This window comes from Acidovorax radicis N35, from assembly GCF_000204195.1.
Classification (GTDB): Bacteria; Pseudomonadota; Gammaproteobacteria; order Burkholderiales; family Burkholderiaceae_C; genus Acidovorax; species Acidovorax radicis.
The window spans coordinates 168098-189208 of sequence record NZ_AFBG01000023.1; the positions used below are offsets into that span (position 1 = coordinate 168098).

The 21111-nt window shown below is 61.1% G+C and carries 27 protein-coding genes and 1 tRNA gene; 3 read left to right on the forward strand and 25 right to left on the reverse strand.

Annotation, left to right across the window (positions count from 1 at the left end):
- Positions 1–223: 223 nt before the first annotated feature.
- From ARADN35_RS0122670 to ARADN35_RS0122790, 25 genes are all read right to left on the reverse strand, one after another.
- Positions 224–300, reverse strand: a tRNA-Met gene (locus tag ARADN35_RS0122670).
- A 22-nt stretch (positions 301–322) separates the two neighbouring features.
- On the reverse strand, positions 323–715 hold the full coding sequence (gene rplQ / locus ARADN35_RS0122675) for a 50S ribosomal protein L17 (RefSeq protein WP_029414313.1): 393 nt from the start codon (positions 713–715) through the stop codon (positions 323–325).
- Positions 716–835: 120 nt separating this feature from the next.
- The gene (locus tag ARADN35_RS0122680; protein ID WP_008906514.1) at positions 836–1828 is read right to left on the reverse strand and encodes a DNA-directed RNA polymerase subunit alpha; all 993 of its coding nucleotides are present in this window, start codon (positions 1826–1828) and stop codon (positions 836–838) included.
- 112 nt (positions 1829–1940) lie between these two features.
- The gene (gene rpsD, locus ARADN35_RS0122685; RefSeq protein WP_010466299.1) at positions 1941–2564 is read right to left on the reverse strand and encodes a 30S ribosomal protein S4; all 624 of its coding nucleotides are present in this window, start codon (positions 2562–2564) and stop codon (positions 1941–1943) included.
- A gap of 90 nt (positions 2565–2654) precedes the next feature.
- Entirely contained in the window at positions 2655–3059 is a 405-nt protein-coding gene (rpsK, locus tag ARADN35_RS0122690; RefSeq protein WP_005793662.1) for a 30S ribosomal protein S11, read from the reverse strand.
- 16 nt (positions 3060–3075) lie between these two features.
- Positions 3076–3441: a 30S ribosomal protein S13 gene (gene rpsM / locus ARADN35_RS0122695; protein ID WP_008906516.1), complete on the reverse strand. Its 366-nt coding sequence runs from the start codon at positions 3439–3441 to the stop codon at positions 3076–3078.
- Positions 3442–3464: 23 nt separating this feature from the next.
- Complete coding sequence (rpmJ, locus tag ARADN35_RS0122700) at positions 3465–3578, reverse strand: 50S ribosomal protein L36 (protein ID WP_005793651.1); 114 nt, start codon at positions 3576–3578, stop codon at positions 3465–3467.
- Positions 3579–3722: 144 nt separating this feature from the next.
- Complete coding sequence (gene secY / locus ARADN35_RS0122705; protein ID WP_029414314.1) at positions 3723–5045, reverse strand: preprotein translocase subunit SecY; 1323 nt, start codon at positions 5043–5045, stop codon at positions 3723–3725.
- 24 nt (positions 5046–5069) lie between these two features.
- On the reverse strand, positions 5070–5501 hold the full coding sequence (rplO, locus tag ARADN35_RS0122710) for a 50S ribosomal protein L15 (RefSeq protein WP_010466313.1): 432 nt from the start codon (positions 5499–5501) through the stop codon (positions 5070–5072).
- A gap of 10 nt (positions 5502–5511) precedes the next feature.
- A complete protein-coding gene (gene rpmD, locus ARADN35_RS0122715; RefSeq protein ID WP_007861725.1) occupies positions 5512–5694 on the reverse strand; it encodes a 50S ribosomal protein L30 in 183 nt (60 codons plus the stop codon).
- Positions 5695–5707: 13 nt separating this feature from the next.
- Entirely contained in the window at positions 5708–6226 is a 519-nt protein-coding gene (rpsE, locus tag ARADN35_RS0122720; protein ID WP_010466320.1) for a 30S ribosomal protein S5, read from the reverse strand.
- A 17-nt stretch (positions 6227–6243) separates the two neighbouring features.
- The gene (gene rplR / locus ARADN35_RS0122725) at positions 6244–6609 is read right to left on the reverse strand and encodes a 50S ribosomal protein L18 (protein ID WP_010466322.1); all 366 of its coding nucleotides are present in this window, start codon (positions 6607–6609) and stop codon (positions 6244–6246) included.
- A gap of 11 nt (positions 6610–6620) precedes the next feature.
- The gene (rplF, locus tag ARADN35_RS0122730; RefSeq protein ID WP_029414315.1) at positions 6621–7154 is read right to left on the reverse strand and encodes a 50S ribosomal protein L6; all 534 of its coding nucleotides are present in this window, start codon (positions 7152–7154) and stop codon (positions 6621–6623) included.
- Between the two features lie 25 nt (positions 7155–7179).
- Entirely contained in the window at positions 7180–7575 is a 396-nt protein-coding gene (rpsH, locus tag ARADN35_RS0122735) for a 30S ribosomal protein S8 (RefSeq protein ID WP_008906523.1), read from the reverse strand.
- 20 nt (positions 7576–7595) lie between these two features.
- Positions 7596–7901: a 30S ribosomal protein S14 gene (gene rpsN / locus ARADN35_RS0122740; RefSeq protein ID WP_007861712.1), complete on the reverse strand. Its 306-nt coding sequence runs from the start codon at positions 7899–7901 to the stop codon at positions 7596–7598.
- An 8-nt stretch (positions 7902–7909) separates the two neighbouring features.
- Complete coding sequence (gene rplE / locus ARADN35_RS0122745) at positions 7910–8449, reverse strand: 50S ribosomal protein L5 (protein WP_010466330.1); 540 nt, start codon at positions 8447–8449, stop codon at positions 7910–7912.
- 9 nt (positions 8450–8458) lie between these two features.
- Positions 8459–8779 carry a 50S ribosomal protein L24 gene (gene rplX / locus ARADN35_RS0122750; protein WP_010466332.1) on the reverse strand — a complete coding sequence of 107 codons (321 nt, stop codon included), beginning with the start codon at positions 8777–8779 and terminating at the stop codon, positions 8459–8461.
- A 9-nt stretch (positions 8780–8788) separates the two neighbouring features.
- Positions 8789–9157 (reverse strand): 50S ribosomal protein L14, encoded by a 369-nt coding sequence (rplN, locus tag ARADN35_RS0122755; RefSeq protein WP_007861702.1) that lies wholly within the window; start codon positions 9155–9157, stop codon positions 8789–8791.
- Between the two features lie 195 nt (positions 9158–9352).
- On the reverse strand, positions 9353–10945 hold the full coding sequence (locus ARADN35_RS0122760) for a glycerol-3-phosphate dehydrogenase/oxidase (RefSeq protein WP_010466335.1): 1593 nt from the start codon (positions 10943–10945) through the stop codon (positions 9353–9355).
- Between the two features lie 186 nt (positions 10946–11131).
- Entirely contained in the window at positions 11132–12862 is a 1731-nt protein-coding gene (locus ARADN35_RS0122765; RefSeq protein ID WP_010466338.1) for an ABC transporter substrate-binding protein, read from the reverse strand.
- Positions 12863–12959: 97 nt separating this feature from the next.
- On the reverse strand, positions 12960–13268 hold the full coding sequence (locus tag ARADN35_RS0122770; RefSeq protein WP_010466340.1) for a DUF2160 domain-containing protein: 309 nt from the start codon (positions 13266–13268) through the stop codon (positions 12960–12962).
- 149 nt (positions 13269–13417) lie between these two features.
- Positions 13418–14230, reverse strand: a complete 813-nt coding sequence (locus tag ARADN35_RS0122775; protein ID WP_010466341.1) for a carbohydrate ABC transporter permease — start codon at positions 14228–14230, stop codon at positions 13418–13420.
- 63 nt (positions 14231–14293) lie between these two features.
- Entirely contained in the window at positions 14294–15184 is an 891-nt protein-coding gene (locus tag ARADN35_RS0122780) for a carbohydrate ABC transporter permease (RefSeq protein ID WP_010466344.1), read from the reverse strand.
- Positions 15185–15242: 58 nt separating this feature from the next.
- Positions 15243–16334, reverse strand: a complete 1092-nt coding sequence (locus ARADN35_RS0122785; protein ID WP_029414316.1) for an ABC transporter ATP-binding protein — start codon at positions 16332–16334, stop codon at positions 15243–15245.
- A gap of 1 nt (position 16335) precedes the next feature.
- Positions 16336–17424 (reverse strand): ABC transporter ATP-binding protein, encoded by a 1089-nt coding sequence (locus tag ARADN35_RS0122790; protein ID WP_010466348.1) that lies wholly within the window; start codon positions 17422–17424, stop codon positions 16336–16338.
- Positions 17425–17615: 191 nt separating this feature from the next.
- On the opposite strand from ARADN35_RS0122790, the gene ARADN35_RS0122795 reads away from it, so the two are divergent.
- The 3 genes from ARADN35_RS0122795 (at position 17616) to proC (ending at position 21038) form a co-directional block, all read left to right on the forward strand.
- Positions 17616–18380, forward strand: a complete 765-nt coding sequence (locus ARADN35_RS0122795; protein ID WP_010466350.1) for a DeoR/GlpR family DNA-binding transcription regulator — start codon at positions 17616–17618, stop codon at positions 18378–18380.
- Between the two features lie 152 nt (positions 18381–18532).
- Entirely contained in the window at positions 18533–20026 is a 1494-nt protein-coding gene (gene glpK, locus ARADN35_RS0122800; protein WP_010466352.1) for a glycerol kinase GlpK, read from the forward strand.
- 166 nt (positions 20027–20192) lie between these two features.
- Positions 20193–21038, forward strand: coding sequence for a pyrroline-5-carboxylate reductase (gene proC, locus ARADN35_RS0122805; protein WP_029414317.1), 846 nt, complete (start codon positions 20193–20195; stop codon positions 21036–21038).
- Positions 21039–21111 lie beyond the last annotated feature (73 nt).

Below are 21111 nucleotides of genomic sequence, written 5' to 3' on the forward strand. Positions count from 1 at the left end.
TCAGTTGGCGCAATAGCTGAACACAGCCACCACCTCCCTGAGCCACCAGGGTATTTGCCCCGTTGAGTACGCGCGACGGGCTAACGGAGGGCTGCCGCATCACTTGCCCCAGCAGGACACAGCAATTGCCTGACACGTGTGGACGCAGCGCCAGCCAAGGCCCACAAACGAAAACGCCCACTATAGAGTGGGCGTTTTGCTTAGCAGATGCCTGCTATTTTTTTGGTTGCGCGAGAAGGATTTGAACCTCCGACCTTTGGGTTATGAGCCCAACGAGCTACCAGACTGCTCCATCGCGCGGTAAGAAATAAATTATACCCTATTATTCAGCTGCTGCCGAATTATTTTCAGTTTCAGCTGCACGATCCACCAGTTCAACCAGGGCCATAGGGGCGTTGTCGCCCACGCGGAAGCCCATCTTCAGAATACGGGTGTAACCACCGGGACGCGCATTGAAGCGGGGACCCAGGTCGTTGAACAGCTTGGTGACGCTGTCACGATCACGCAGGCGGTTAAAAGCCAGGCGGCGATTGGCAACGGTGTCCACCTTGGCGAGGGTGATCATGGGTTCGATCACACGGCGCAGTTCCTTGGCCTTGGGGACGGTGGTCTTGATGACTTCGTGCTCGATGATCGAGTTCATCATGTTCTGCAGCATCGCAAGGCGGTGCGAGCTAGTGCGATTGAGTTTGCGGAGGCCGTGACCGTGACGCATGGTGCTTTTTCCTTATTTAAAATTAAATCAGGCAGCCGTATAAGGTACTGCCCGAGGCACTGTCCCCTTCAAGGGAACCAAAAACCGAGCCCTCCTATTCGGAGAGCCCAGAATTATAACTTAACGCTTGTCCAGACCGGCTGGTGGCCAGTTCTCCAATTTCATGCCCAGCGTGAGACCACGCGATGCGAGCACTTCCTTGATCTCGTTCAGCGACTTACGGCCCAGGTTAGGCGTCTTGAGCAACTCGTTCTCGGTGCGCTGGATCAGGTCACCGATGTAGTAGATGTTCTCAGCCTTCAGGCAGTTGGCCGAACGCACGGTCAGTTCAAGCTCGTCCACAGGACGCAGCAGGATCGGATCGAACGTGGCGTTGCCGCGTGGACCTGCAGGTGCATCGAACGCGGCCAGCTCGCCGCCTTCCAGCTGTGCAAACACAGCCAGTTGTTCCACCAGGATCTTGGCCGATGCACGCACTGCGTCTTCGGCAGTGATAGCACCATTGGTCTCGATCTCGACGACCAGCTTGTCCAGGTCGGTACGCTGCTCCACGCGGGCGCTTTCCACCGTGTAGCTCACGCGCTTCACAGGGGAGAACGATGCGTCCAGCACAATACGCCCAATCGACTTGGTCGATTCGTCTGCATAGCGGCGCAGGCTGCCAGGCACGTAGCCACGGCCCTTCTCAACCTTGATCTGCATGTCCAGCTTGCCGCCAGCCGACAGGTTGGCAATCACATGGTCAGGGTTGACGATTTCCACGTCATGAGGGGTCTGGATATCACGCGCCGTGACCACACCTTCACCATCCTTGCGCAGGCTCAACGTGACTTCGTCACGGTTGTGCAGCTTGAACACCACGCCCTTGAGGTTCAGCAGGATGTTGACCACATCTTCTTGAACGCCGTCAATGGACGAGTACTCATGCAGAACGCCTGCAATGGTGACTTCCGTCGCTGCGTAACCCACCATGGACGAGAGCAGGACGCGCCGAATGGCGTTGCCCAGCGTGTGGCCGTACCCACGCTCGAACGGCTCCAGTGCGACCTTGGCACGATTGTGGCCAAGCTGCTCGACATTGATCGCCTTGGGTTTCAGCAAATTGGTTTGCATTCAGACTTCCTCTCAATACCCCCAGCTCGTTACACCGGTAAGGCTGGTGAAGCGCCTAAACCGCGATGCCTCGCGGTTTAGGGACGGTTTTCTCGAAATACGTACCGAGCGATTAGCGCGAGTACAACTCAACGATCAGGGATTCGTTGATGTCGGCGCCAAACTCATCACGGTCTGGCACCTTCTTGAAGATGCCTTCAGCCTTTTCAGCATTCACTTCCACCCAAGCCGGCATGCCTACTTGAGCGGCGAGTTGCAGAGCTTCCACAACGCGGTTTTGTTTCTTCGACTTTTCACGCACTGCAACCACGTCACCCGTCTTCACGAGGTACGAAGCGATGTTCACGGACTTGCCGTTCACGGTGATCGCCTTGTGGGACACCAGCTGACGCGCTTCAGCGCGGGTCGAGCCGAAACCCATGCGGTACACCACATTGTCCAGACGCGATTCCAGCAGGAACAGCAGGTTGGCGCCGGTGTTGCCCTTTTTGCCGTCAGCGGCTTCGAAGTAGCGACGGAATTGCTTCTCCAGCACGCCGTACATGCGCTTGACCTTCTGCTTTTCACGCAGTTGCAGACCATAGTCAGAGGTACGGGCACCAGAGGTGCGGCCGTGCTGACCAGGCTTGGAGTCGAATTTGGACTTGTCGGCGATCGAGCGACGGGCGCTCTTCAGGAACAGGTCCGTGCCTTCACGGCGGGAGAGTTTGGCCTTGGGGCCGAGGTAACGTGCCACTTGAGCTTCCTTTGTGTCATCTACCGCAAACCATTGCGGGAGCCGCCTGAGGCGCTTGCGCGTTCACAGGCGGCGGTGGGCTTAGAGAGATTAGATACGACGACGCTTTTGAGGGCGGCAGCCGTTGTGGGGCACCGGGGTCACGTCAGAAATCGACGTGATGCGGATGCCCAGTGCGCCCAGTGCGCGCACCGAAGATTCACGGCCAGGACCAGGGCCCTTGATTTCAACGTCAAGGTTCTTGATACCTTGGTCGATGGCAGCGCGGCCAGCCACTTCCGAAGCCACTTGAGCTGCGAAAGGAGTGGACTTGCGTGAGCCCTTGAAACCTTGGCCACCGGACGAAGCCCACGACAAGGCATTGCCTTGGCGATCGGTGATCGTGATGATGGTGTTGTTGAACGAGGCGTGCACGTGTGCAATACCGTCCGAAACGTTCTTCCGGACCTTCTTGCGAACGCGCTGAGCTGCGTTATTGGCAGGAGACTTAGCCATGATGATCTTTCAATCTTTATTTCTTCAGTGCAGCTGCACCCTTGCGCGGACCCTTGCGAGTGCGTGCATTGGTACGGGTGCGCTGACCACGCATTGGCAGACCGCGGCGATGGCGGAAGCCACGATAGCAGCCGATGTCCATCAATCGCTTGATGTTCATGGTGGTTTCGCGGCGCAGGTCACCTTCAATGGTGAACTGCTCGATTTGCTCGCGAATTTTTTCCAGATCACCGTCCGTCAGATCCTTGATCTTCTTGGAGTAAGCGATACCAGTTGCTTCGCAAATCTTGCGAGCGCGGGTGCGACCAATGCCAAAAATGGCGGTCAAACCGATTTCCGCGTGCTTGTGCGGCGGAATGTTAATGCCAGCGATACGTGCCATATGCGTCCTCTAATACTTTCCAATCAACCTTGGCGCTGCTTGTGACGCAGATCCGTGCAGATCACGCGCACCACACCCTTGCGGCGGATGATCTTGCAGTTGCGGCAGATTTTTTTGACCGAAGCCGAAACTCTCATTGCATTCTCCTAAAACTTGTCCATCCGTCCCGGCTGTTTCGCACGGAACACAATTTGTGCCCGCGAAAAATCGTGGGGCGCCAACTCAACCGATATCCAGTTCTTGCAGGCGGTGTCGCGATGCGAACACTACCTTCCTCATCATCAACCGCCACCTGCATTGCCTTTGAAGTTGGCCTTCTTGAGCAGCGATTCGTACTGTTGCGACATCATGTAGTTTTGAACCTGGGCCATGAAGTCCATGGTCACAACCACAATGATCAGCAGCGAGGTTCCACCAAAGTAGAACGGAACGTTGTACTTCAAGATCAGGAACTCTGGCAACAAACACACAAAGGTGATGTAGACAGCGCCCGCCAGAGTCAGGCGAACCAGAATCTTGTCGATATAACGTGCCGTTTGCTCACCCGGGCGGATGCCTGGAATGAACGCACCGCTCTTCTTCAGGTTGTCTGCAGTTTCCCGGCTGTTGAAAACCAGGGCCGTGTAGAAAAAGCAGAAGAAGATGATTGCAGCGGCATAGAACATCACGTAGATCGGCTGACCTGGGGTCAGTGCGCCCGAAATGTCCTTCAACCAGCGCATCGATTCACCCGCGCTGAACCAATTCACTACGGTTGCCGGCAACAGGATGATCGACGAAGCAAAGATCGGGGGAATCACGCCTGCCATGTTGAGCTTCAAGGGCAAATGCGACGACTGACCGCCATAGACCTTGTTACCCACCTGCCGACGAGCGTAATTCACCAATATCTTGCGTTGGCCACGTTCCACGAACACCACGAAGTAGGTCACCAGACCAACCACGAGGACGATGAAGATAGCAGCCAGAATGCTCATGGCACCTGTACGAACCAATTCCAGAAGACCACCGATGGAACTTGGCAGGCCAGCAGCGATACCTGCAAAGATCAGGATCGAGATTCCGTTGCCCAAACCCCGCTCTGTGATCTGCTCACCCAGCCACATCAGAAACATCGTGCCAGCTGTCAGGCTGACAACAGCCGTCATGCGGAACCCGAAACCAGGACTGAGCACAAGACCTGCAGAACTTTCCAGCGCCACCGCAATACCCAACGACTGGAACAGAGCAAGACCCAAGGTGCCATACCGCGTGTACTGCGTGATTTTCCTGCGACCGGCTTCGCCTTCCTTCTTCAACTGCTCGAATGTGGGAACCACATAAGTCATCAGCTGCATGATGATCGATGCCGAGATGTACGGCATGATCCCCAGCGCGAAAACCGTGAAACGCGAAAGCGCGCCACCCGAGAACATGTTGAACAGATTCAGTATCCCGCCTTGCTGGCCACTGAAGAGCTGCTGGAGTTGGGCTGGATCGATACCGGGCACAGGGATATGAGCCCCGATGCGATACACGACCAGCGCAAGCAACAGAAAAACCAGACGACGGCGCAGGTCGCCGAACTTACCGGTCTTTGCAATTTGAGCTGCGCTAGTAGCCACAGATGCCTTCCTTCAGAGTCACACTCAGGCGACGCTGCCGCCAGCAGCTTCAATCGCTGCCTTGGCACCAGCCGTAGCGCCCACGCCATTCAGCTTGACAGCCTTGGTCAGGGAACCGCTCTTGATGACCTTCACCACCTTAGCCAGTTCACCGATCAGACCAGCTTGCTTCAGAGCCAGCACATCCACTTCGGCCAGGCCGAGTTGATCCAATGCCGTCAACGTCACTTCTGCGTTGAACTTGAGCAAGTGCGACTTGAAGCCACGCTTGGGCAAGCGGCGTTGCAAAGGCATTTGACCGCCTTCAAAACCAACCTTATGGTAACCACCGGCGCGAGACTTCTGACCCTTGTGACCACGGCCAGCGGTCTTGCCCAGGCCGGAGCCGATACCACGGCCTACGCGGCGCTTGGCATGCTTGGCGCCGTCTGCGGGCTTGATGCTATTGAGTTCCATGATCTATCTCTCAGAGGACTTTGACCAGATAGCTGATCTTGTTAATCATGCCGCGCACTTCGGGCGAGTCCTGCAGTTCGCTCACGCTATTGAGCTTGCGCAGACCCAGGCCACGAACGGTAGCGCGGTGCGATTCCTTGGTGCCAATCGGGCTGCGCACCAGTTGAATCTTGACGGTTTGTTGCGTAGTCATTTCCAGCTTCCTATCAGGCGAAGATGTCTTCGACCGTCTTGCCGCGCTTGGCTGCCACATTCGACGGGGTGGTCGAATTGACGAGCGCATCAAAGGTGGCACGGACCATGTTGTAGGGGTTCGACGAACCATGGCTCTTGGCCACGATGTCGGTGATGCCCACCACTTCGAAAACAGCGCGCATGGGGCCGCCAGCGATGATGCCGGTACCCTTGGGAGCTGGGTGGAGTTCCACCGAAGCCGCACCGTGGTGACCCTTCACCGAGTGGTGAATGGTGCCGCTCTTGAGCGAAACCTTGACCAGGTTGCGACGGCATTCTTCCATCGCTTTTTGCACAGCTGCAGGCACTTCCTTGGACTTGCCCTTGCCCATGCCGACGCGGCCGTCACCGTCGCCAACCACAGTCAGTGCAGCGAAACCGAGAATACGGCCGCCCTTCACGACTTTGGTCACGCGGTTGACCGCGATCATTTTTTCGCGCAGACCGTCGTCTTGACCTTCGGTCTGCACTTTGGGTTGAAATTTAGCCATTTTTTATTCCGCTCCGCTTAGAACTGCAGGCCGGCTTCACGGGCTGCGTCGGCCAGGGCCTTGACGCGACCGTGGTAGGCAAAGCCTGCGCGATCAAATGCAACCTTCTCGACGCCTGCAGCCTTTGCCTTTTCAGCAATGCGCTTGCCAATGGCCGTGGCGGCGGCGGCGTTGCCACCCTTGCCCGAACCACCGAGTTCCTTGCGCACGTCGGCTTCTGCAGTGGAGGCACTGGCCAACACCTTGCTGCCGTCGCCAGAAATCACGCTGGCATAGATATGGAGGTTCGTGCGGTTCACGGTGAGACGCGCCACGCCTTGCTGTGCAATGCGGATGCGTGTCTGGCGCGAACGACGAAGACGCTGCTCTTTCTTGGTCAACATGTTGCAGCTCCTTATTTCTTCTTGGTCTCTTTGATCGTGATCTTTTCGTCCGCGTAGCGGATACCCTTGCCCTTGTAAGGCTCGGGAGGACGAACAGCACGAATCTCAGCAGCGATTTGACCGACGCGTTGACGATCGGCACCCTTGACCACCACTTCAGTGGGGGTTGGGGTAGCCACCGTAATACCAGCGGGCATTTCGATATTGACCGGATGCGAATAACCAACAGCCAGGTTCAGCTTGGAACCCGAAGCAGCGGCCTTGTAACCCACGCCAACCAAGCTCAGTTTCTTTTCGAAACCTTTGCTGACGCCGACCACCATGTTGTTGACCAACTGACGAATCGTGCCGCTCATGGCATTGGCTTCGCGGGAGTCATTGACAGGCTCAAAGCTGAGCTTGCCTTCATTGCTCGACACCTTCACCAGCACATTTTGTGCAAGCGACAGGGCGCCGCCAGAACCCTTGACAGAGATCTGGTCATCTTTCACGGACACATCCACGCCAGCGGGGATGGTCACGGGCATTTTTCCTACTCGGGACATTTCAGTTTCTCCTCAATGCCGCGGGTTAGGCCACGTAGCAGAGCACTTCGCCACCGACACCGGTAGCACGCGCTTTGCGATCAGTCATCACGCCCTTGGGCGTCGTGACAATTGCCACACCCAGACCGTTCATGACTTGTGGAATGGAATCACGGCCTTTGTAGACACGCAGTCCGGGGCGGCTGACACGCTCGATGCGCTCAATCACGGGACGACCTGCGTAGTACTTCAGGGCAATTTCGAGTTCCGACTTGCCAGCTTCGGTTTTCACCTGGAAGCCGTCGATATAACCTTCGTCCTTCAGCACCTGGGCGATGGCAATCTTCACTTTGGAAGAAGGCACCAGAACCGTGGCCTTGGCGACCATCTGTGCATTACGGATGCGGGTCAGCAAGTCAGCGATGGGATCACTCATGCTCATGTTTAATCTCTCCTGCCTGCTTACCAGCTGGCCTTGGTGACACCGGGGATGTCGCCTGCAAAAGCCAGTTCGCGGATCTTGGCGCGAGCCAGACCGAATTGACGGAAGGTGCCACGTGGACGACCGGTGATTTCGCAACGGTTGCGCTGACGCGTGGGATTTGCATTGCGTGGGAGCTTTTGCAGACCCAAACGGGCTGCATCACGCTCTTCGTCGCTGCGCTTGGCATCGCCAGCAATTGCCTTCAGTTCCGCATACTTGGTTGCGTACTTGGCCGCCAGTTTTTCGCGCTTCAGTTCGCGCTGGATCAAAGCTACTTTAGCCATGCTTCGCCTCAGTTCTTGAACGGGAAACGGAAGCCAGCGAGAAGCGCCTTGGCTTCTTCATCGGTCTGGGCCGTCGTGGTGATGCTGATATTGAGACCGCGCAGGGCGTCGACCTTGTCGTACTCAATTTCAGGGAAAATGATCTGCTCTTTCACGCCGATGTTGTAGTTACCGCGGCCGTCAAAAGCACGACCGGAGATACCACGGAAGTCACGGACACGGGGCAGAGCCACGGTCACGAAACGGTCCAGGAACTCATACATCTGCACGCCACGCAGCGTGACCATGCAACCGATGGCCTGACCTTCGCGGATCTTGAAACCAGCGATAGCCTTCTTGGCCTTGGTCACCACAGGCTTTTGACCAGCAATCTTGGTCAGATCAGCCACAGCGTTGTCCATCACCTTCTTGTCCGAGACTGCCTCGCTCACGCCCATGTTCAGGGTGATCTTGGTCAGACGGGGAACCTGCATCGGCGAGGTGTAGCCGAACTGCTTGATCAGTTCGGGAGCGACTTTGTCGCGGTAAATTTCTTGCAGTCGTGCCATGTTTACCCCTTAGGCCGCCTTGATTTCAGCGCCGCTGGACTTGAACACGCGAATGCGCGAACCGTCGGCCTGCACCTTGATGCCCACGCGATCAGCCTTGCCAGTAGCGGCATTGAAGATGGCAATGTTGGACTGATGAATTGGCATGGACTTTTCAACGATGCCGCCCGTCGTACCCTTCATGGGGTTTGGCTTGGCGTGCTTCTTGACCATGTTGATGCCGTCGATGACCACGTAGGAGTCATCCTTGCGCAGCGACACTGTGCCGCGCTTGCCCTTATCGCGCCCTGTCAGCACGATGACTTCGTCGCCCTTGCGAATCTTGTTCATGGCGCGTCCTTAGAGAACTTCAGGAGCCAGGGACACGATCTTCATGAACTTCTCGGTACGCAGTTCACGCGTCACGGGTCCAAAGATGCGGGTGCCGATAGGCTCCAACTTTGCATTCAGCAACACTGCTGCGTTGCCGTCGAATTTGACGAGCGAGCCATCACCGCGGCGGATGCCCTTTGCGGTACGAACGACCACTGCGCTATAAACCTCGCCTTTTTTGACGCGGCCACGCGGAGCGGCTTCTTTGATACTCACCTTGATGATGTCGCCAACGCTTGCATAGCGACGCTTCGAGCCACCCAGCACCTTGATGCAAAGGACGGACTTGGCGCCGGTATTGTCGGCAACCTCTAACCGAGATTCTGTCTGGATCATTTCAATATTCCCAACTTGCACCAGAAGACCACGGCCCCAGAGAACTTCTCAAGGGCTGCAAATCAGCCAGTCAGTCTTGGGCCCGTCGTCCGCACCGCAAACCATTTGCAGCACTTCCCGCTGGGCAGAAACTTCACGTAGGAAACGCGAAGCCCTCGATTATTGCCAAAAGCTTTGGAGAAGTCAAGCGCCCTATCACACCGGCACGTGCAAATACTGTTGCGCCAGTGCCAGAAAGGCTTCGAGCTGCGGATCTGCCCCCAGTTCTTCGCGCAACAGCTCTGCGACAGAAGGCGCCAAAGCCATCGCCTTGCGGGCGTCCAAGAACAGCAACCGGGAACGGCGGGCAAGAACGTCTTCCACCGTACGGGCGTACTCAAAACGCGCGGCAAATCGCACCATGGCGACGGTCAATCCGCCTCCAAGCGCAGTCTGCGCACCGGGGAGCCCCAAAACGGCAGCCGCCTCCCCGCCATAGGAATGCAACCCCTGGGCATCGCTGATGCGGTGCTTGACAGCTTCTTTGGGCGTTCCGACCAAGGGCAAATGGTTCGTGACACCGGCTGGCTTTTCCGGAAGCAGTCCCGTGCTGAAGCATTTTTGCAACACATCTTCAGCCATCGCACGGTAAGTGGTCCATTTGCCGCCCGTCACGGTGATCAGGCCGCTGCGACTGGCCAGCACCGTGTGCTCCCGGCTGATCTTCTTGGTGTTGTCGCCATCATCGTCCTGCGGCTTGACCAGAGGGCGCAGACCGACCCAGATACTCCGGATGTCCTCCACCTTGGGGGCCCGGGTGAGATAGCGGGCCGACTCTTCCAGAATGAAACGGACCTCCTCCCCAAATGGCTCGGGCTCGCGCACGATGTCCTGGCGCGGACTGTCCGTAGTTCCCAGAATGAGCTTGCCCAGCCATGGCACCGCAAACAGGACCCGACCGTCGGCGGTCTTGGGCACCATCAAGGCGTGGTCGGACGGGAGAAACTCCCGGTCCACCACGATATGAACCCCCTGGCTTGGCGCCACGATGGGCTTGACGGGCCGCCCGATGGCCTCGCCATCCATCTGGCGCAAGGTGTCCACCCAAACTCCGGTGGCATTGACCACGGTGCGTGCGCGCACCGTGAATTGCTGCCCGCTGTCGGAGTCTTCACAAGTAAATCCAACCACCTTGCCAGCCTCATGCACCAAGGCACGCGCGGGACAGTAATTGACCAGCAAGGCACCCAGACTCGCCGCAGTCCGCGCCAGCGCCAGGGCAAGACGGGCATCGTCGAACTGGCCATCCCAGTACTTGACGCCACCCTTGAGCCCCTCGGCACGGGCTGTGGGCAGGCATTCAAGGGTGCGGGCACGGCCCAGAAATTGGGTCGCGCCAAGCCCGGCTTTTCCAGCCAGTGCGTCATACATCATGAGTCCGATGCCGTAGAAAGGCGTCTCCCAGAATCGGTACGACGGCATGACGAACGGAAGAGGCTGCGCCAGATGCGGCGCATTGTTTAGCAGCGTTGTGCGCTCGTGCAACGCTTCACGGACCAGAGCAATGTTTCCCTGCGCCAGATAACGAACCCCCCCGTGCACCAGCTTGGTGGCGCGGGAAGAGGTCCCCTTGGCAAAGTCGTGGGAATCCACCAAAACCACGCTGAAACCACGCGCCGCCGCATCCAGTGCGACACCAAGCCCTGTCGCCCCGCCGCCAATCACAGCGAGGTCGTATTGGTGCGGCTCGGCCAGACGGGCCAGCAGGTCGGCGCGTCGTGTGGGAAGGAGGGCTGTGGCAATGGTCATGGGGTGATTGTCCATGGGTGGAAGCAAAATTTAAGGGTTTACCCTTAAATTCTTGGCACTTCCAAAAGAGAAAATGCGCCTTCGGGCCAGAGACACCGAGGGCGATATGGAGCGAAAAAGGCAGCCAGAGACCTTGTGAGCCCTGGCTGCCGTCGGCGGGGTCGTCAGGAACGCGACCTCAGGAGATCAACGTGCCTTGCCGTCTTTCCATGCCTGCAACAGGGTGCCGTACGCAATCGTCTGACCCTTTGGCTTCTCATTGGCCAACTTGGCCCATGGCGCTTGCTTGTCGCTCAGCCACTTGGCGTTGTCGCTCTTTGGATTGAGCTTGGGAGCGCAATGCGCCATGCCAGCGCGCTCCAGGCGGGCCATCACCTGGTCCATTTCGTCGGCGAGCGTGTCCATGGCGCCCTGGGGCGTCTTCTCACCCGTCACAGCCTGGGCCACGTTCTTCCACCACAGCTGGGCCAGCTTGGGGTAGTCAGGCACGTTGGTACCGGTGGGCGACCATGCCACGCGGGCGGGGCTGCGGTAAAACTCCACCAGACCACCCAGTTTGGGTGCCAGGTCGGTCATGGCCTTGGACTGGATATCGCTTTCACGGATCGGGGTCAGGCCGACGATGGTCTTCTTGAGCGACGTGGTCTTGGCCGTCACGAACTGGGCATAGAGCCAGGCGGCGGCGGTCTTGTTCGCGTCGTGGTCCTTGAAGAAGGTCCAGCTGCCCACGTCCTGGTAGCCGTTCTGCATGCCCTGCTTCCAGTAGGGGCCGTTCGGGCCAGGGGCCATGCGCCACTTGGGCGTGCCATCGGCATTCACCACGGGCAGGCCGGGCTTGGTCATGTCGGCCGTGAAGGCGGTGTACCAGAAGATCTGCTGCGCGATCTGGCCCTGGGCGGGCACGGGGCCGGCTTCGCCGAAGGTCATGCCCGTGGCTTCCTTGGGCGCGTACTTCTTCATCCAGTCCACGTACTTGGTCAGCGCATAGACGGCTGCAGGCGAGTTGGTAGCACCACCACGGGCCACCGAGGCCCCCACAGGCGTGCACTTGTCGTCGGCCACGCGGATGCCCCATTCGTCGATCGGCAGGCCATTAGGCGCGCCGATGTCGGCCGTGCCGGCCATCGACAGCCAGGCATCGGTGAAGCGCCAGCCCAGCGACGGGTCCTTCTTGCCGTAATCCATGTGGCCATAGATGGGCTTGCCATCAATGTTCTTCACGTCGTTGGTGAAGAACTCGGCAATGTCCTCGTAGGCGCTCCAGTTGAGCGGCACGCCCAGGTCGTAGCCGTACTTGGCCTTGAACTTGTCCTTGATGTCCTTGCGGTCGAACAGGTCGGCGCGGAACCAGTACAGGTTGGCGAACTGCTGGTCAGGCAGCTGGTACATCTTTCCATCGGGGCCGGTCGTGAACTTGGTGCCGATGTAGTCCTTGAGGTCGATGCCGGGGTTCGTGAACTCCTTGCCCGCGCCGCCCATGTAGTCGGTCAGGCTCATGATCTTGCCGTAGCGGTAGTGCGTACCGATCAGGTCCGAGTCCGAGATCCAGCCGTCATAGATCGACTTGCCCGACTGCATCGAGGTCTGCAGCTTCTCGACCACGTCGCCTTCCTGGATCAGGTCGTGCTTGACCTTGATGCCAGTGATTTCCTCAAACGCCTTGGCCAGCGTCTTGGATTCGTATTCGTGGGTGGTGATGGTTTCAGACACCACCGAGATTTCCTTCACGCCCTTGGCTTGCAGCTTCTTGGCTGCTTCGATGAACCACTTCATCTCGGCCATCTGCTGGTCCTTGCTCAGCGTCGACGGCTGAAACTCGCTGTCGACCCACTTCTTGGCTTCCGCCTCGCCCGCCATGGCGGCCTGGCCCGTCATGACCGCAACTGCCAGTGCCAGCGCTGTGTACCGCGTCTTCATAGTGCCTGTCTCCTCATAGTCATCTCCCCTTTTGGATGCAAGGGCCGCGTGGCTCCGGGGAAGGATCGAGCCGCGCGACGGGAACCTTGGTGGCCGCTCAGCCTTTGCGCATGATCAGCGCGAGCAGCAGCATGGACAGCACGAAGCTGAACCAGATCGATGGGTCTTCGCCGAGGCTGAACCACTGCGCCAGCTTGCCGCTGATGCCCACAAAAATCAGATTCACATACGCGGCTGAGAGCAGGCCGATGAACAGGCGATCGCCGCGCGTGGTTTCCAGCGGCAGGAACCCCTTGCGCATCGCCGTGGGGGACTTGAGCTCCCACACCGTCATGCCCACCAGCATCAGCACGATGCATGTGAAGAACACTGCCACCGGCAGGGTCCAGGCCATCCACTCAAACATTTGTACCCCCCTGAGCGCCTGCGGCGCTTCCCCCCAGGGGGGCGCCGCTAGTGGTCGGGCGAAGCCCGTTCCACGGCTGCCGCTGGCGTCGGAAGGCCTGCGCACTCTGCAGCGAACTGGTGTAGTTCATGGTTCTGTCTCCCTTCACGCTAGACGCGGCCCATCGCGAAACCCTTCGCGATGTAGTGCCGCACAAACCAGATCACGATGGCGCCCGGCACGATGGTCAGCACGCCAGCGGCGGCCAGCGTCGCCCAGTCCATGCCACTGGCGCTCACCGTGCGCGTCATGGTGGCCACGATGGGCTTGGCGTTCACGCTGGTCAGCGTGCGGGCCAGCAGCAGCTCAACCCAGCTGAACATGAAGCAGAAGAACGCTGCCACGCCCACGCCCGCCTTGATCAGCGGCAGGAACACCGTCATGAAAAACCGCGGAAAGCTGTAGCCGTCGATGTACGCCGTCTCGTCGATCTCGCGCGGGATGCCGCTCATGAAGCCTTCCAGGATCCACACCGCCAGCGGCACGTTGAACAGCAAGTGCGCCAGCGCCACGGCAATGTGCGTGTCCATCAGCCCCACGGTGGTGTAGAGCTGAAAGAACGGCAGCAGGAACACGGCCGGTGGCGTCATGCGGTTGGTCAGCAGCCAGAAGAACACATGCTTGTCACCCAGGAACTGGTAGCGGCTGAACGCATACGCCGCCGGCAGCGCCACGGTGAGCGAGATCACCGTGTTGATGCCCACGTAGATCAGGCTGTTGATATAGCCCGAGTACCAGGACTCATCGGTGAAGATGGTCTTGTAGTTGTCCCAGGTGAAGTTCTGCGGGAAGAACGAGAACGTCGACAAGATCTCGGCGTTCGTCTTGAAGCTCATGTTGACCATCCAGTAGATGGGCAGCACCGCAAACACCAGGTACGCCAGCAGAAAGATCGTCCGCTTGCGGAATCTGCGCTCAGGCATGATTGATCCTATTTTTATAGCTATCAGCGCTTATCCAATAAGCGCTAACGGCATTTTTAATGCTCATTCCTGCACCTCGGGCTGCTGGGTGCCCACGCGCTGCATCCAGTTGTAGAGGATGAAGCACAGCAGCAGGATGATGAAGAAGTAGATCAGCGAAAACGCCGCCGCCGGCCCCAGGTCGAACTGGCCCACGGCCTTGGTCGTGAGGTACTGGCTGAGGAAGGTGGTCGCATTGCCCGGCCCGCCGCCCGTCAGCACAAACGGCTCGGTATAGATCATGAAACTGTCCATGAAGCGCAGCAGCACCGCGATCATCAGCACGCCGCGCATCTTGGGCAGCTGGATGTAGCGGAACACCGCAAACTTGCTGGCGCCGTCGATGCGCGCGGCCTGGTAGTAAGCGTCGGGGATCGAGCGCAGCCCGGCAAATGCCAGCAGCGCCACCAGCGGGGTCCAGTGCCATACGTCCATCAGCAGCACCGTCAGCCAGGCCTGTGTGGCGTTGCCGGTGTAGCTGTATTCAATGCCGATCTCTTGCAGCATGCGGCCCATGAGCCCGATGTCGGCCCGGCCATAGATCTGCCAGATGGTGCCCACGACGTTCCACGGGATCAGCAGCGACAGGGCCACCACCACCAGCACGGCGGACGACTTCCAACCCTGGGCGGGCATGGACAGGGCCAGCGCGATACCGAGCGGGATCTCCACCGCCAGCACCGACAGCGAGAACGTGATCTGCCGCCACAGCGCGGCATGCAGCTCCTCGTCACGCATCACGGCGGCAAACCATTCGGTGCCGACAAACACGCGCCGCTCGGGCGAGATGATGTCCTGCACCGAGTAGTTCACCACCGTCATCAACGGCAGGATGGCCGAGAAGGCCACGCAGATGATGACCGGCAGGATCAGGAACCAGGCCTTCTGGTTCACGGGCTTGGTCGTCGTGCTCATTGGAAACCTCCGTGCTGCGCACTGCGGTGCTGAGCGCCTTCGGGCGGCCGGGCGGCGCTCATGGGGTGACCTCCGCAGCCAGCAATTGTTCGTTTTGATAAAAGCAGGTGTGCTCGCCAAGTACCTGCAGCCACACCGCATCGCCCGCCGAGGGCAAGCGCGTCTCTGGCGTGAAGCGCGCCTTGAGCGTGTGCTCACCCACCTTGGCGGTCAGCATCAGGTAGGTGCCGATGTCCTGCACCTGCACCACGGTGCAGGGCAATGCGCCGGCCTGCTGCGGCTGGGCCAGGGCCAGGTACTCGGGCCGTATGCCCACTTGCAGCGCACCGCCCGGCAGCGCGCGGCCCCCAGGGCTGGCGAGGCGCTGCCCGGCCACTGTAAGTTGAGCACCCTCGCTGTGCGCCGGCAGAAAGTTCATGCCCGGCGAGCCAATGAAATGGCCCACGAAGGTGTGTGCAGGCCGCTCGAACAATGCATCGGCCGAGCCCACCTGCACCGCCTTGCCACGCGTCATCACCACCACCTGGTCGGCAAAGGTCAGTGCCTCGACCTGGTCATGCGTCACATAGATCAGCGTGAGCTTGAGCTCGTGGTGAATCTGCTTGAGCTTGCGGCGCAGCTGCCACTTGAGGTGCGGGTCGATCACCGTGAGCGGCTCGTCGAACAGCACCGCCGCCACGTCCGCGCGCACCAGGCCGCGGCCGAGCGAAATCTTCTGCTTGGCGTCGGCCGCCAGGCCCGCCGCGCGCTGGTTGAGCTGGCCGCTCATTTCCAGCATCTCGGCGATCACGCCCACGCGCTGCTTGATCTGGTCCTCGGGCACCTTGCGGTTGCGCAATGGGAACGCCAGGTTCTCGGCCACGGTCATGGTGTCGTAGATCACCGGGAACTGGAACACCTGGGCGATGTTGCGCTCCTGCGGGCTGGCACGGGTCACGTCACGCCCGTCGAACAGCACCTTGCCATGCGACGGCACGAGCAGGCCCGACATGATGTTGAGCATGGTGGTCTTGCCGCAGCCCGAGGGGCCGAGCAGCGCGTAGGCGCCGCCGTCCTCGAACTCCATTGTCAAAGGCATCAAAGCGTAGTCGCTGTCCTGCTGCGGATTCGGCTTGTACGAATGCGCGAGATCCAAACTGATGCGGGCCATCTCAACGCCCTCCTTGTACGGCGCGGTGTCGCGCGGGCGCCCAAACCAGGCGGCCGTCGGCGCCAAACACGTAGGCCTGCGACGGGTCCAGATGCAGCGTGATGGCCGCCCCCAATTCAAAGTAATGCACGCCGGTCAGCTGCGCGACCAGGTCACCCCACGGCGTGGATGCGTGCACGAAGGTGTCGGAACCCGAAATCTCGGCCAGTTCAACCGTGCCGTTCACGCCTGCGTCGCCGGGACGGGCGTGAACGCGCAGCGCACTGGCGCGCACGCCCACGGTGACGCCACCCGCCGTCGCACCCTGGGGCAGCGGGATCGACAGCACCGTGCCGCCTGGAAGCTGCACCCCCCGCGCGGCCACCGTGGCGGGCAGCAGATTCATCGGCGGATCGCTAAAGGCGCGCGCCACGCGCAGCGAGTTGGGCGCGTGGAAGACCTCGGCCGTGGGGCCGTACTGCAGCAGCTGCCCTTCGTCGAGCACCGCGGTGTAGCCGCCCAGCAGCAGGGCCTCGCCCGGCTCGGTCGTGGCATAGACCACCGTGGACTGCCCTGCGGCAAACAGTTGCGTGAGTTCTTCGCGCAGTTCTTCGCGCAGCTTGTAGTCCAGGTTCACCAGGGGCTCATCGAGCAGCATCAGCGGCGCGCCCTTGGCCAACGCACGGGCCAGCGCCACGCGCTGCTGCTGCCCGCCCGACAGCTCGGCCGGATAGCGGTCCAGGAACATGTCGATGTGCAGGCGGCTGGCGATCTCGCGCACCCGGGCATCGATGTTCTTTTCGCCGCGCAGCTTGAGCGGCGACGCAATGTTGGCCGCCACCTTCATCGAGGGGTAGTTGATGAACTGCTGGTACACCATGGCCACGTTGCGGTCGCGCACCGGCATGCCGGTCACATCCACGCCGTCGACTGTCACGCGGCCTGCCGTGGGGGTGTCCAGCCCGGCCATGATGCGCATCAGGCTGGTCTTGCCCGCCTGCGTGGCACCCAGCAGCACCGTAACGGCGCCGCTGTGCAGCGCCAGGCTCATGTCATGAAGCCAGGTCTGCGGTCCTACCTTTTTGCTGATGCTGTCCAGTGCCAGCTGCATCACGCAACCTTTCTAGTAGGCCCCTCCCGGGGCCGTAGGGATCTGGCGCCGACTGCGCACGCAGTCCAGCACCTCGTTTTCGATTGCGTTCATTTTTGTTCTTTTCTGATCGTATTGAATCAAGGTTTACCCTTAATTGGTTCCTTTTTGTTCGATTTAAAGTATCCGCACCCCATAGCCAATTAATACGCGTGAATACGAATCCTCGACAACTGCTGCTGCTGGAAGAAGTCCGCGCGCGCAAATCTGCCACGGTCGAGCAACTGGCCGATACCCTCGGCGTGACGCTGCAGACCGTGCGCCGCGACGTGCAGCGCCTGGCCGAATCCGGGCTGCTCACGCGTTTTCATGGCGGCGTGCGCGTGCCCAGCTCCACCGTGGAGAACCTGGCCCACACCCAGCGCGAAACGCTGCATGCCGAGGGCAAAGCGCGCATTGCCCGCGCCGTGGCGAGCCAGGTGCCCAATGACTGTTCGCTGATCCTGAACATCGGCACCACCACCGAAGCCATTGCCAAGGCCTTGCTGCACCACCGCGGCCTGCGCGTGATCACCAACAACCTCAATGTGGCCGCCATCCTGAGCGGCAACCCCGAGTGCGAAGTCATCGTGGCCGGCGGCGTGGTGCGCACCCGCGATCGCGGCATCGTGGGCGAGGCGGCGGTGGACTTCATCCGCCAGTTCAAGGTCGACATCGCGCTCATCGGCATCTCAGGCGTGGAGCCCGACGGCTCGCTGCGCGACTTCGACTACCGAGAGGTGAAGGTCGCACAAACCATCATCGAACAGTCGCGCGAGGTCTGGCTGGCGGCCGACCACAGCAAGTTCAACCGCCCGGCAATGGTGCAGCTGGCCACGCTGGCGCAGATCGACCGCCTGTTCACCGACGCGCCGCCACCGGAGCCCTTCCCCGCCCTTTTGCAGGACGCCGAAGTCATCTGTACCGTCGCCGCATAGGATGAGAAGCCCCCCTGAAGCGCTGCGCGCTTTCCCCCGAGGGGGGACGCCACCCCTGGCCCGGCAAAGCTGGTTCCACGGTAGCACTGGCATGTACGCGCCCGCCGCAGCGCAAGTGCACAACACATCAAACCCCTGATACCTTTCGCACCATGACCTACCTGCTCGCACTCGACCAAGGCACTTCCAGCTCCCGCAGCATCGTCTTTGACGAGCAGGGCCACATCGTGGCGCAGGCGCAGCTGGAGCTGCCGCAGATCTACCCCCAGCCCGGCTGGGTGGAACATGACCCGCTGGAGATCTGGCGCACCCAGCTGGCTACGGCGCGCGATGCGTTGGCCAAGGCCGGCATTGCCGCCAGTGCCGTGCGCGCCGTGGGCATCACCAACCAGCGCGAGACCACCGTGCTGTGGAACCGCAAGACTGGCCAACCCGTGCACCACGCCATCGTCTGGCAGGACCGGCGCGCGGAGCCCGCCTGCGCCCAGCTGCGCGAACAAGGCCACGCAGCCAACATCCAGGCCAAGACCGGGCTGCTGGTGGATGCGTATTTCTCGGGCACCAAGCTGCAGTGGCTGCTGGACCACGTGCCCGGCGCGCGCGATGCGGCCGAACGCGGCGAGCTGGCCTTTGGCACGGTGGACAGCTGGCTGATGTGGAAGCTCACCCACGGACAGGTGCATGTGACGGACGTGAGCAACGCCTCGCGCACCATGCTGTTCAACGTGCACACCAACCAGTGGGACGATGAGCTGCTGGCGCTGCTGCGCATCCCCAGATCGCTGATGCCCGAGGTACAGCCATCAAGCTCGCACTTTTGCGACATCGCCGCCGACCTGCTGGGCCACGCCGCGCCCGTGGGCGGTGTGGCAGGCGACCAGCAAAGCGCGCTGTTCGGCCAGGCCTGTTTTACCGCCGGCATGGCCAAGAACACCTATGGCACGGGCTGCTTCATGCTGATGCACACGGGCGGCAAGTTCCAGACATCGCACAACGGCCTGCTCACCACCAGTGCAGCGCAGACGGGCCGCCAGCCCGAGTTTGCGATGGAGGGCAGCGTCTTCGTCGGCGGCGCCGTGGTGCAGTGGCTGCGCGACGGTCTGCGCGCCATCTCGACCAGCAACGAGGTCGAATCGCTGGCGCAAAGCGTGCCGGATTCGGGCGGCGTGATGATGGTGCCGGCCTTCACCGGCCTGGGCGCCCCGTACTGGAAGCCCGACTCGCGCGGCACCATCACGGGCCTCACGCGCGGCACCACGCTGGGCCACATTGCCCGCGCCGCCCTGGAGAGCATTGCCTACCAAAGCGCCGCCCTGCTTTTGGCCATGAGCCGCGATGCCGTGGCCGCTGGCGGCGCACCGGTCAGCGAGCTGCGCGTGGACGGCGGTGCCTGCATCAACGACCTGCTCATGCAGTTCCAGGCCGACCTGCTGGGCATCCCTGTGGTGCGCCCTGCGGTCATCGAGACCACTGCGCTGGGCGCCGCCTACCTGGCAGGGCTTTCGAGCGGCGTGTACCGCAGCACCGACGAACTCTCGCAACTGTGGCGCGCCGATCGCCGCTTTGTGCCGACCCTGAGCAACGCGCGTGCCCAGGAGCTGATGGCGAACTGGGAGCATGCGGTGCGGCAAACGACAGCGGCGTGAGATAGGAACACGCCCCTGAGTCGCCTTCGGCGCCCCGGCACAGCCGCCAGGGGCGGCGGTTCTTCGGGCACGTCAATGGCACATGCCGGGCCCCGCCCCCAACGAGGGCGGCTTCGCACGGTTCGGCGCTACCATCGTGGCCCGTTCACATTCGCGCGACCGCCCCATGACCGCCCCCACTTCCGCAACCGCCAGCCCGCAACTCCCTACCATCGCCTTCATCGGCGGCGGCAACATGGCCAGCGCCATCATTGGCGGGCTGATCCACCAAGGCCACCCAGCCAGCCAGATCGAGGTGGTCGAACCCTGGGCCGAGGCGCGCGACGCGCTGCGCAAGAACTACGGCATTGAAGCCCAGCCTGAAGCCGGGCCCGCCTTGCAGCGCGCGCGCATCGTGGTCTGGGCCGTCAAGCCCCAGACCTTCAAGGACGCCGCTGCCCAGGCGAAGGCCCACACAACAAACGCCCTGCACCTCAGCGTGGCCGCCGGCATCCGCTCGGGCAGCATTGCCCAATGGCTGGGCACCGAGCGCATCGTGCGCACCATGCCCAATACACCGGCCCTGGTGGGCAAGGGCATGAGCGCGCTGTATGCCCGCCCTGCGGTGGACGCGACCGAGCGCGAGAGCGTGGAGGCCATCATGGCGTCCACCGGCGAGTTCCTGTGGGTGGACAGCGAACCCCAGCTCGACGCCGTCACCGCCCTGTCGGGCTCGGGCCCCGCCTATGTGTTCTATTTCCTCGAAGCCATGACACGCGCCGGCATGGGCATGGGCCTCTCCAACGCACAGGCACACCAGCTGGCCGTGGGGACCTTTGTGGGGGCGTCAGAACTGGCCCGCCGCTCCGAGGAGCCGCCGGCCGTGCTGCGCCAGCGCGTCACGTCCAAGGGCGGCACGACTTACGCAGCCTTGCAGTCCATGGAAGCGGATGGCGTGGGGGCCGCTTTCGAGCGCGCCATGGAAGCCGCGCGCAAGCGGGCCGATGAACTGGGGGATGAATTTGGGGCGTGAACGTTGGGGGGCGGAGAGGTTCGTTGCAGCCCCCTAGTCCCGGCACGCGGAGGGCCCTGGCCGCCAGGCGACG

What these genes read in the sequence shown, in the direction of transcription:
- rpmJ (WP_005793651.1), bottom strand. Translation starts at nt 3,578, where the DNA reads ATGAGAGTTTCGGCTTCGGTCAAAAAAATCTGCCGCAACTGCAAGATC.
- ARADN35_RS0122770 (WP_010466340.1), bottom strand. Translation starts at nt 13,268, where the DNA reads ATGTTTGAGTGGATGGCCTGGACCCTGCCGGTGGCAGTGTTCTTCACA.
- rpsH (WP_008906523.1), bottom strand. Translation starts at nt 7,575, where the DNA reads ATGAGCATGAGTGATCCCATCGCTGACTTGCTGACCCGCATCCGTAAT.
- rpsE (WP_010466320.1), bottom strand. Translation starts at nt 6,226, where the DNA reads ATGGCTAAATTTCAACCCAAAGTGCAGACCGAAGGTCAAGACGACGGT.
- rpsK (WP_005793662.1), bottom strand. Translation starts at nt 3,059, where the DNA reads ATGGCTAAGTCTCCTGCCAATAACGCAGCTCAGCGCGTTCGCAAGAAG.
- rpmD (WP_007861725.1), bottom strand. Translation starts at nt 5,694, where the DNA reads ATGACTACGCAACAAACCGTCAAGATTCAACTGGTGCGCAGCCCGATT.
- proC (WP_029414317.1), top strand. Translation starts at nt 20,193, where the DNA reads ATGACCGCCCCCACTTCCGCAACCGCCAGCCCGCAACTCCCTACCATC.
- rplQ (WP_029414313.1), bottom strand. Translation starts at nt 715, where the DNA reads ATGCGTCACGGTCACGGCCTCCGCAAACTCAATCGCACTAGCTCGCAC.
- ARADN35_RS0122765 (WP_010466338.1), bottom strand. Translation starts at nt 12,862, where the DNA reads ATGAAGACGCGGTACACAGCGCTGGCACTGGCAGTTGCGGTCATGACG.
- glpK (WP_010466352.1), top strand. Translation starts at nt 18,533, where the DNA reads ATGACCTACCTGCTCGCACTCGACCAAGGCACTTCCAGCTCCCGCAGC.
- ARADN35_RS0122780 (WP_010466344.1), bottom strand. Translation starts at nt 15,184, where the DNA reads ATGAGCACGACGACCAAGCCCGTGAACCAGAAGGCCTGGTTCCTGATC.
- ARADN35_RS0122680 (WP_008906514.1), bottom strand. Translation starts at nt 1,828, where the DNA reads ATGCAAACCAATTTGCTGAAACCCAAGGCGATCAATGTCGAGCAGCTT.
- ARADN35_RS0122785 (WP_029414316.1), bottom strand. Translation starts at nt 16,334, where the DNA reads ATGGCCCGCATCAGTTTGGATCTCGCGCATTCGTACAAGCCGAATCCG.
- rplR (WP_010466322.1), bottom strand. Translation starts at nt 6,609, where the DNA reads ATGTTGACCAAGAAAGAGCAGCGTCTTCGTCGTTCGCGCCAGACACGC.
- rplX (WP_010466332.1), bottom strand. Translation starts at nt 8,779, where the DNA reads ATGAACAAGATTCGCAAGGGCGACGAAGTCATCGTGCTGACAGGGCGC.
- rpsM (WP_008906516.1), bottom strand. Translation starts at nt 3,441, where the DNA reads ATGGCACGTATCGCTGGCATTAACATTCCGCCGCACAAGCACGCGGAA.
- rpsN (WP_007861712.1), bottom strand. Translation starts at nt 7,901, where the DNA reads ATGGCTAAAGTAGCTTTGATCCAGCGCGAACTGAAGCGCGAAAAACTG.
- rplO (WP_010466313.1), bottom strand. Translation starts at nt 5,501, where the DNA reads ATGGAACTCAATAGCATCAAGCCCGCAGACGGCGCCAAGCATGCCAAG.
- rplE (WP_010466330.1), bottom strand. Translation starts at nt 8,449, where the DNA reads ATGGCACGACTGCAAGAAATTTACCGCGACAAAGTCGCTCCCGAACTG.
- ARADN35_RS0122790 (WP_010466348.1), bottom strand. Translation starts at nt 17,424, where the DNA reads ATGCAGCTGGCACTGGACAGCATCAGCAAAAAGGTAGGACCGCAGACC.
- ARADN35_RS0122775 (WP_010466341.1), bottom strand. Translation starts at nt 14,230, where the DNA reads ATGCCTGAGCGCAGATTCCGCAAGCGGACGATCTTTCTGCTGGCGTAC.
- rplN (WP_007861702.1), bottom strand. Translation starts at nt 9,157, where the DNA reads ATGATCCAGACAGAATCTCGGTTAGAGGTTGCCGACAATACCGGCGCC.
- rplF (WP_029414315.1), bottom strand. Translation starts at nt 7,154, where the DNA reads ATGTCCCGAGTAGGAAAAATGCCCGTGACCATCCCCGCTGGCGTGGAT.
- ARADN35_RS0122760 (WP_010466335.1), bottom strand. Translation starts at nt 10,945, where the DNA reads ATGACCATTGCCACAGCCCTCCTTCCCACACGACGCGCCGACCTGCTG.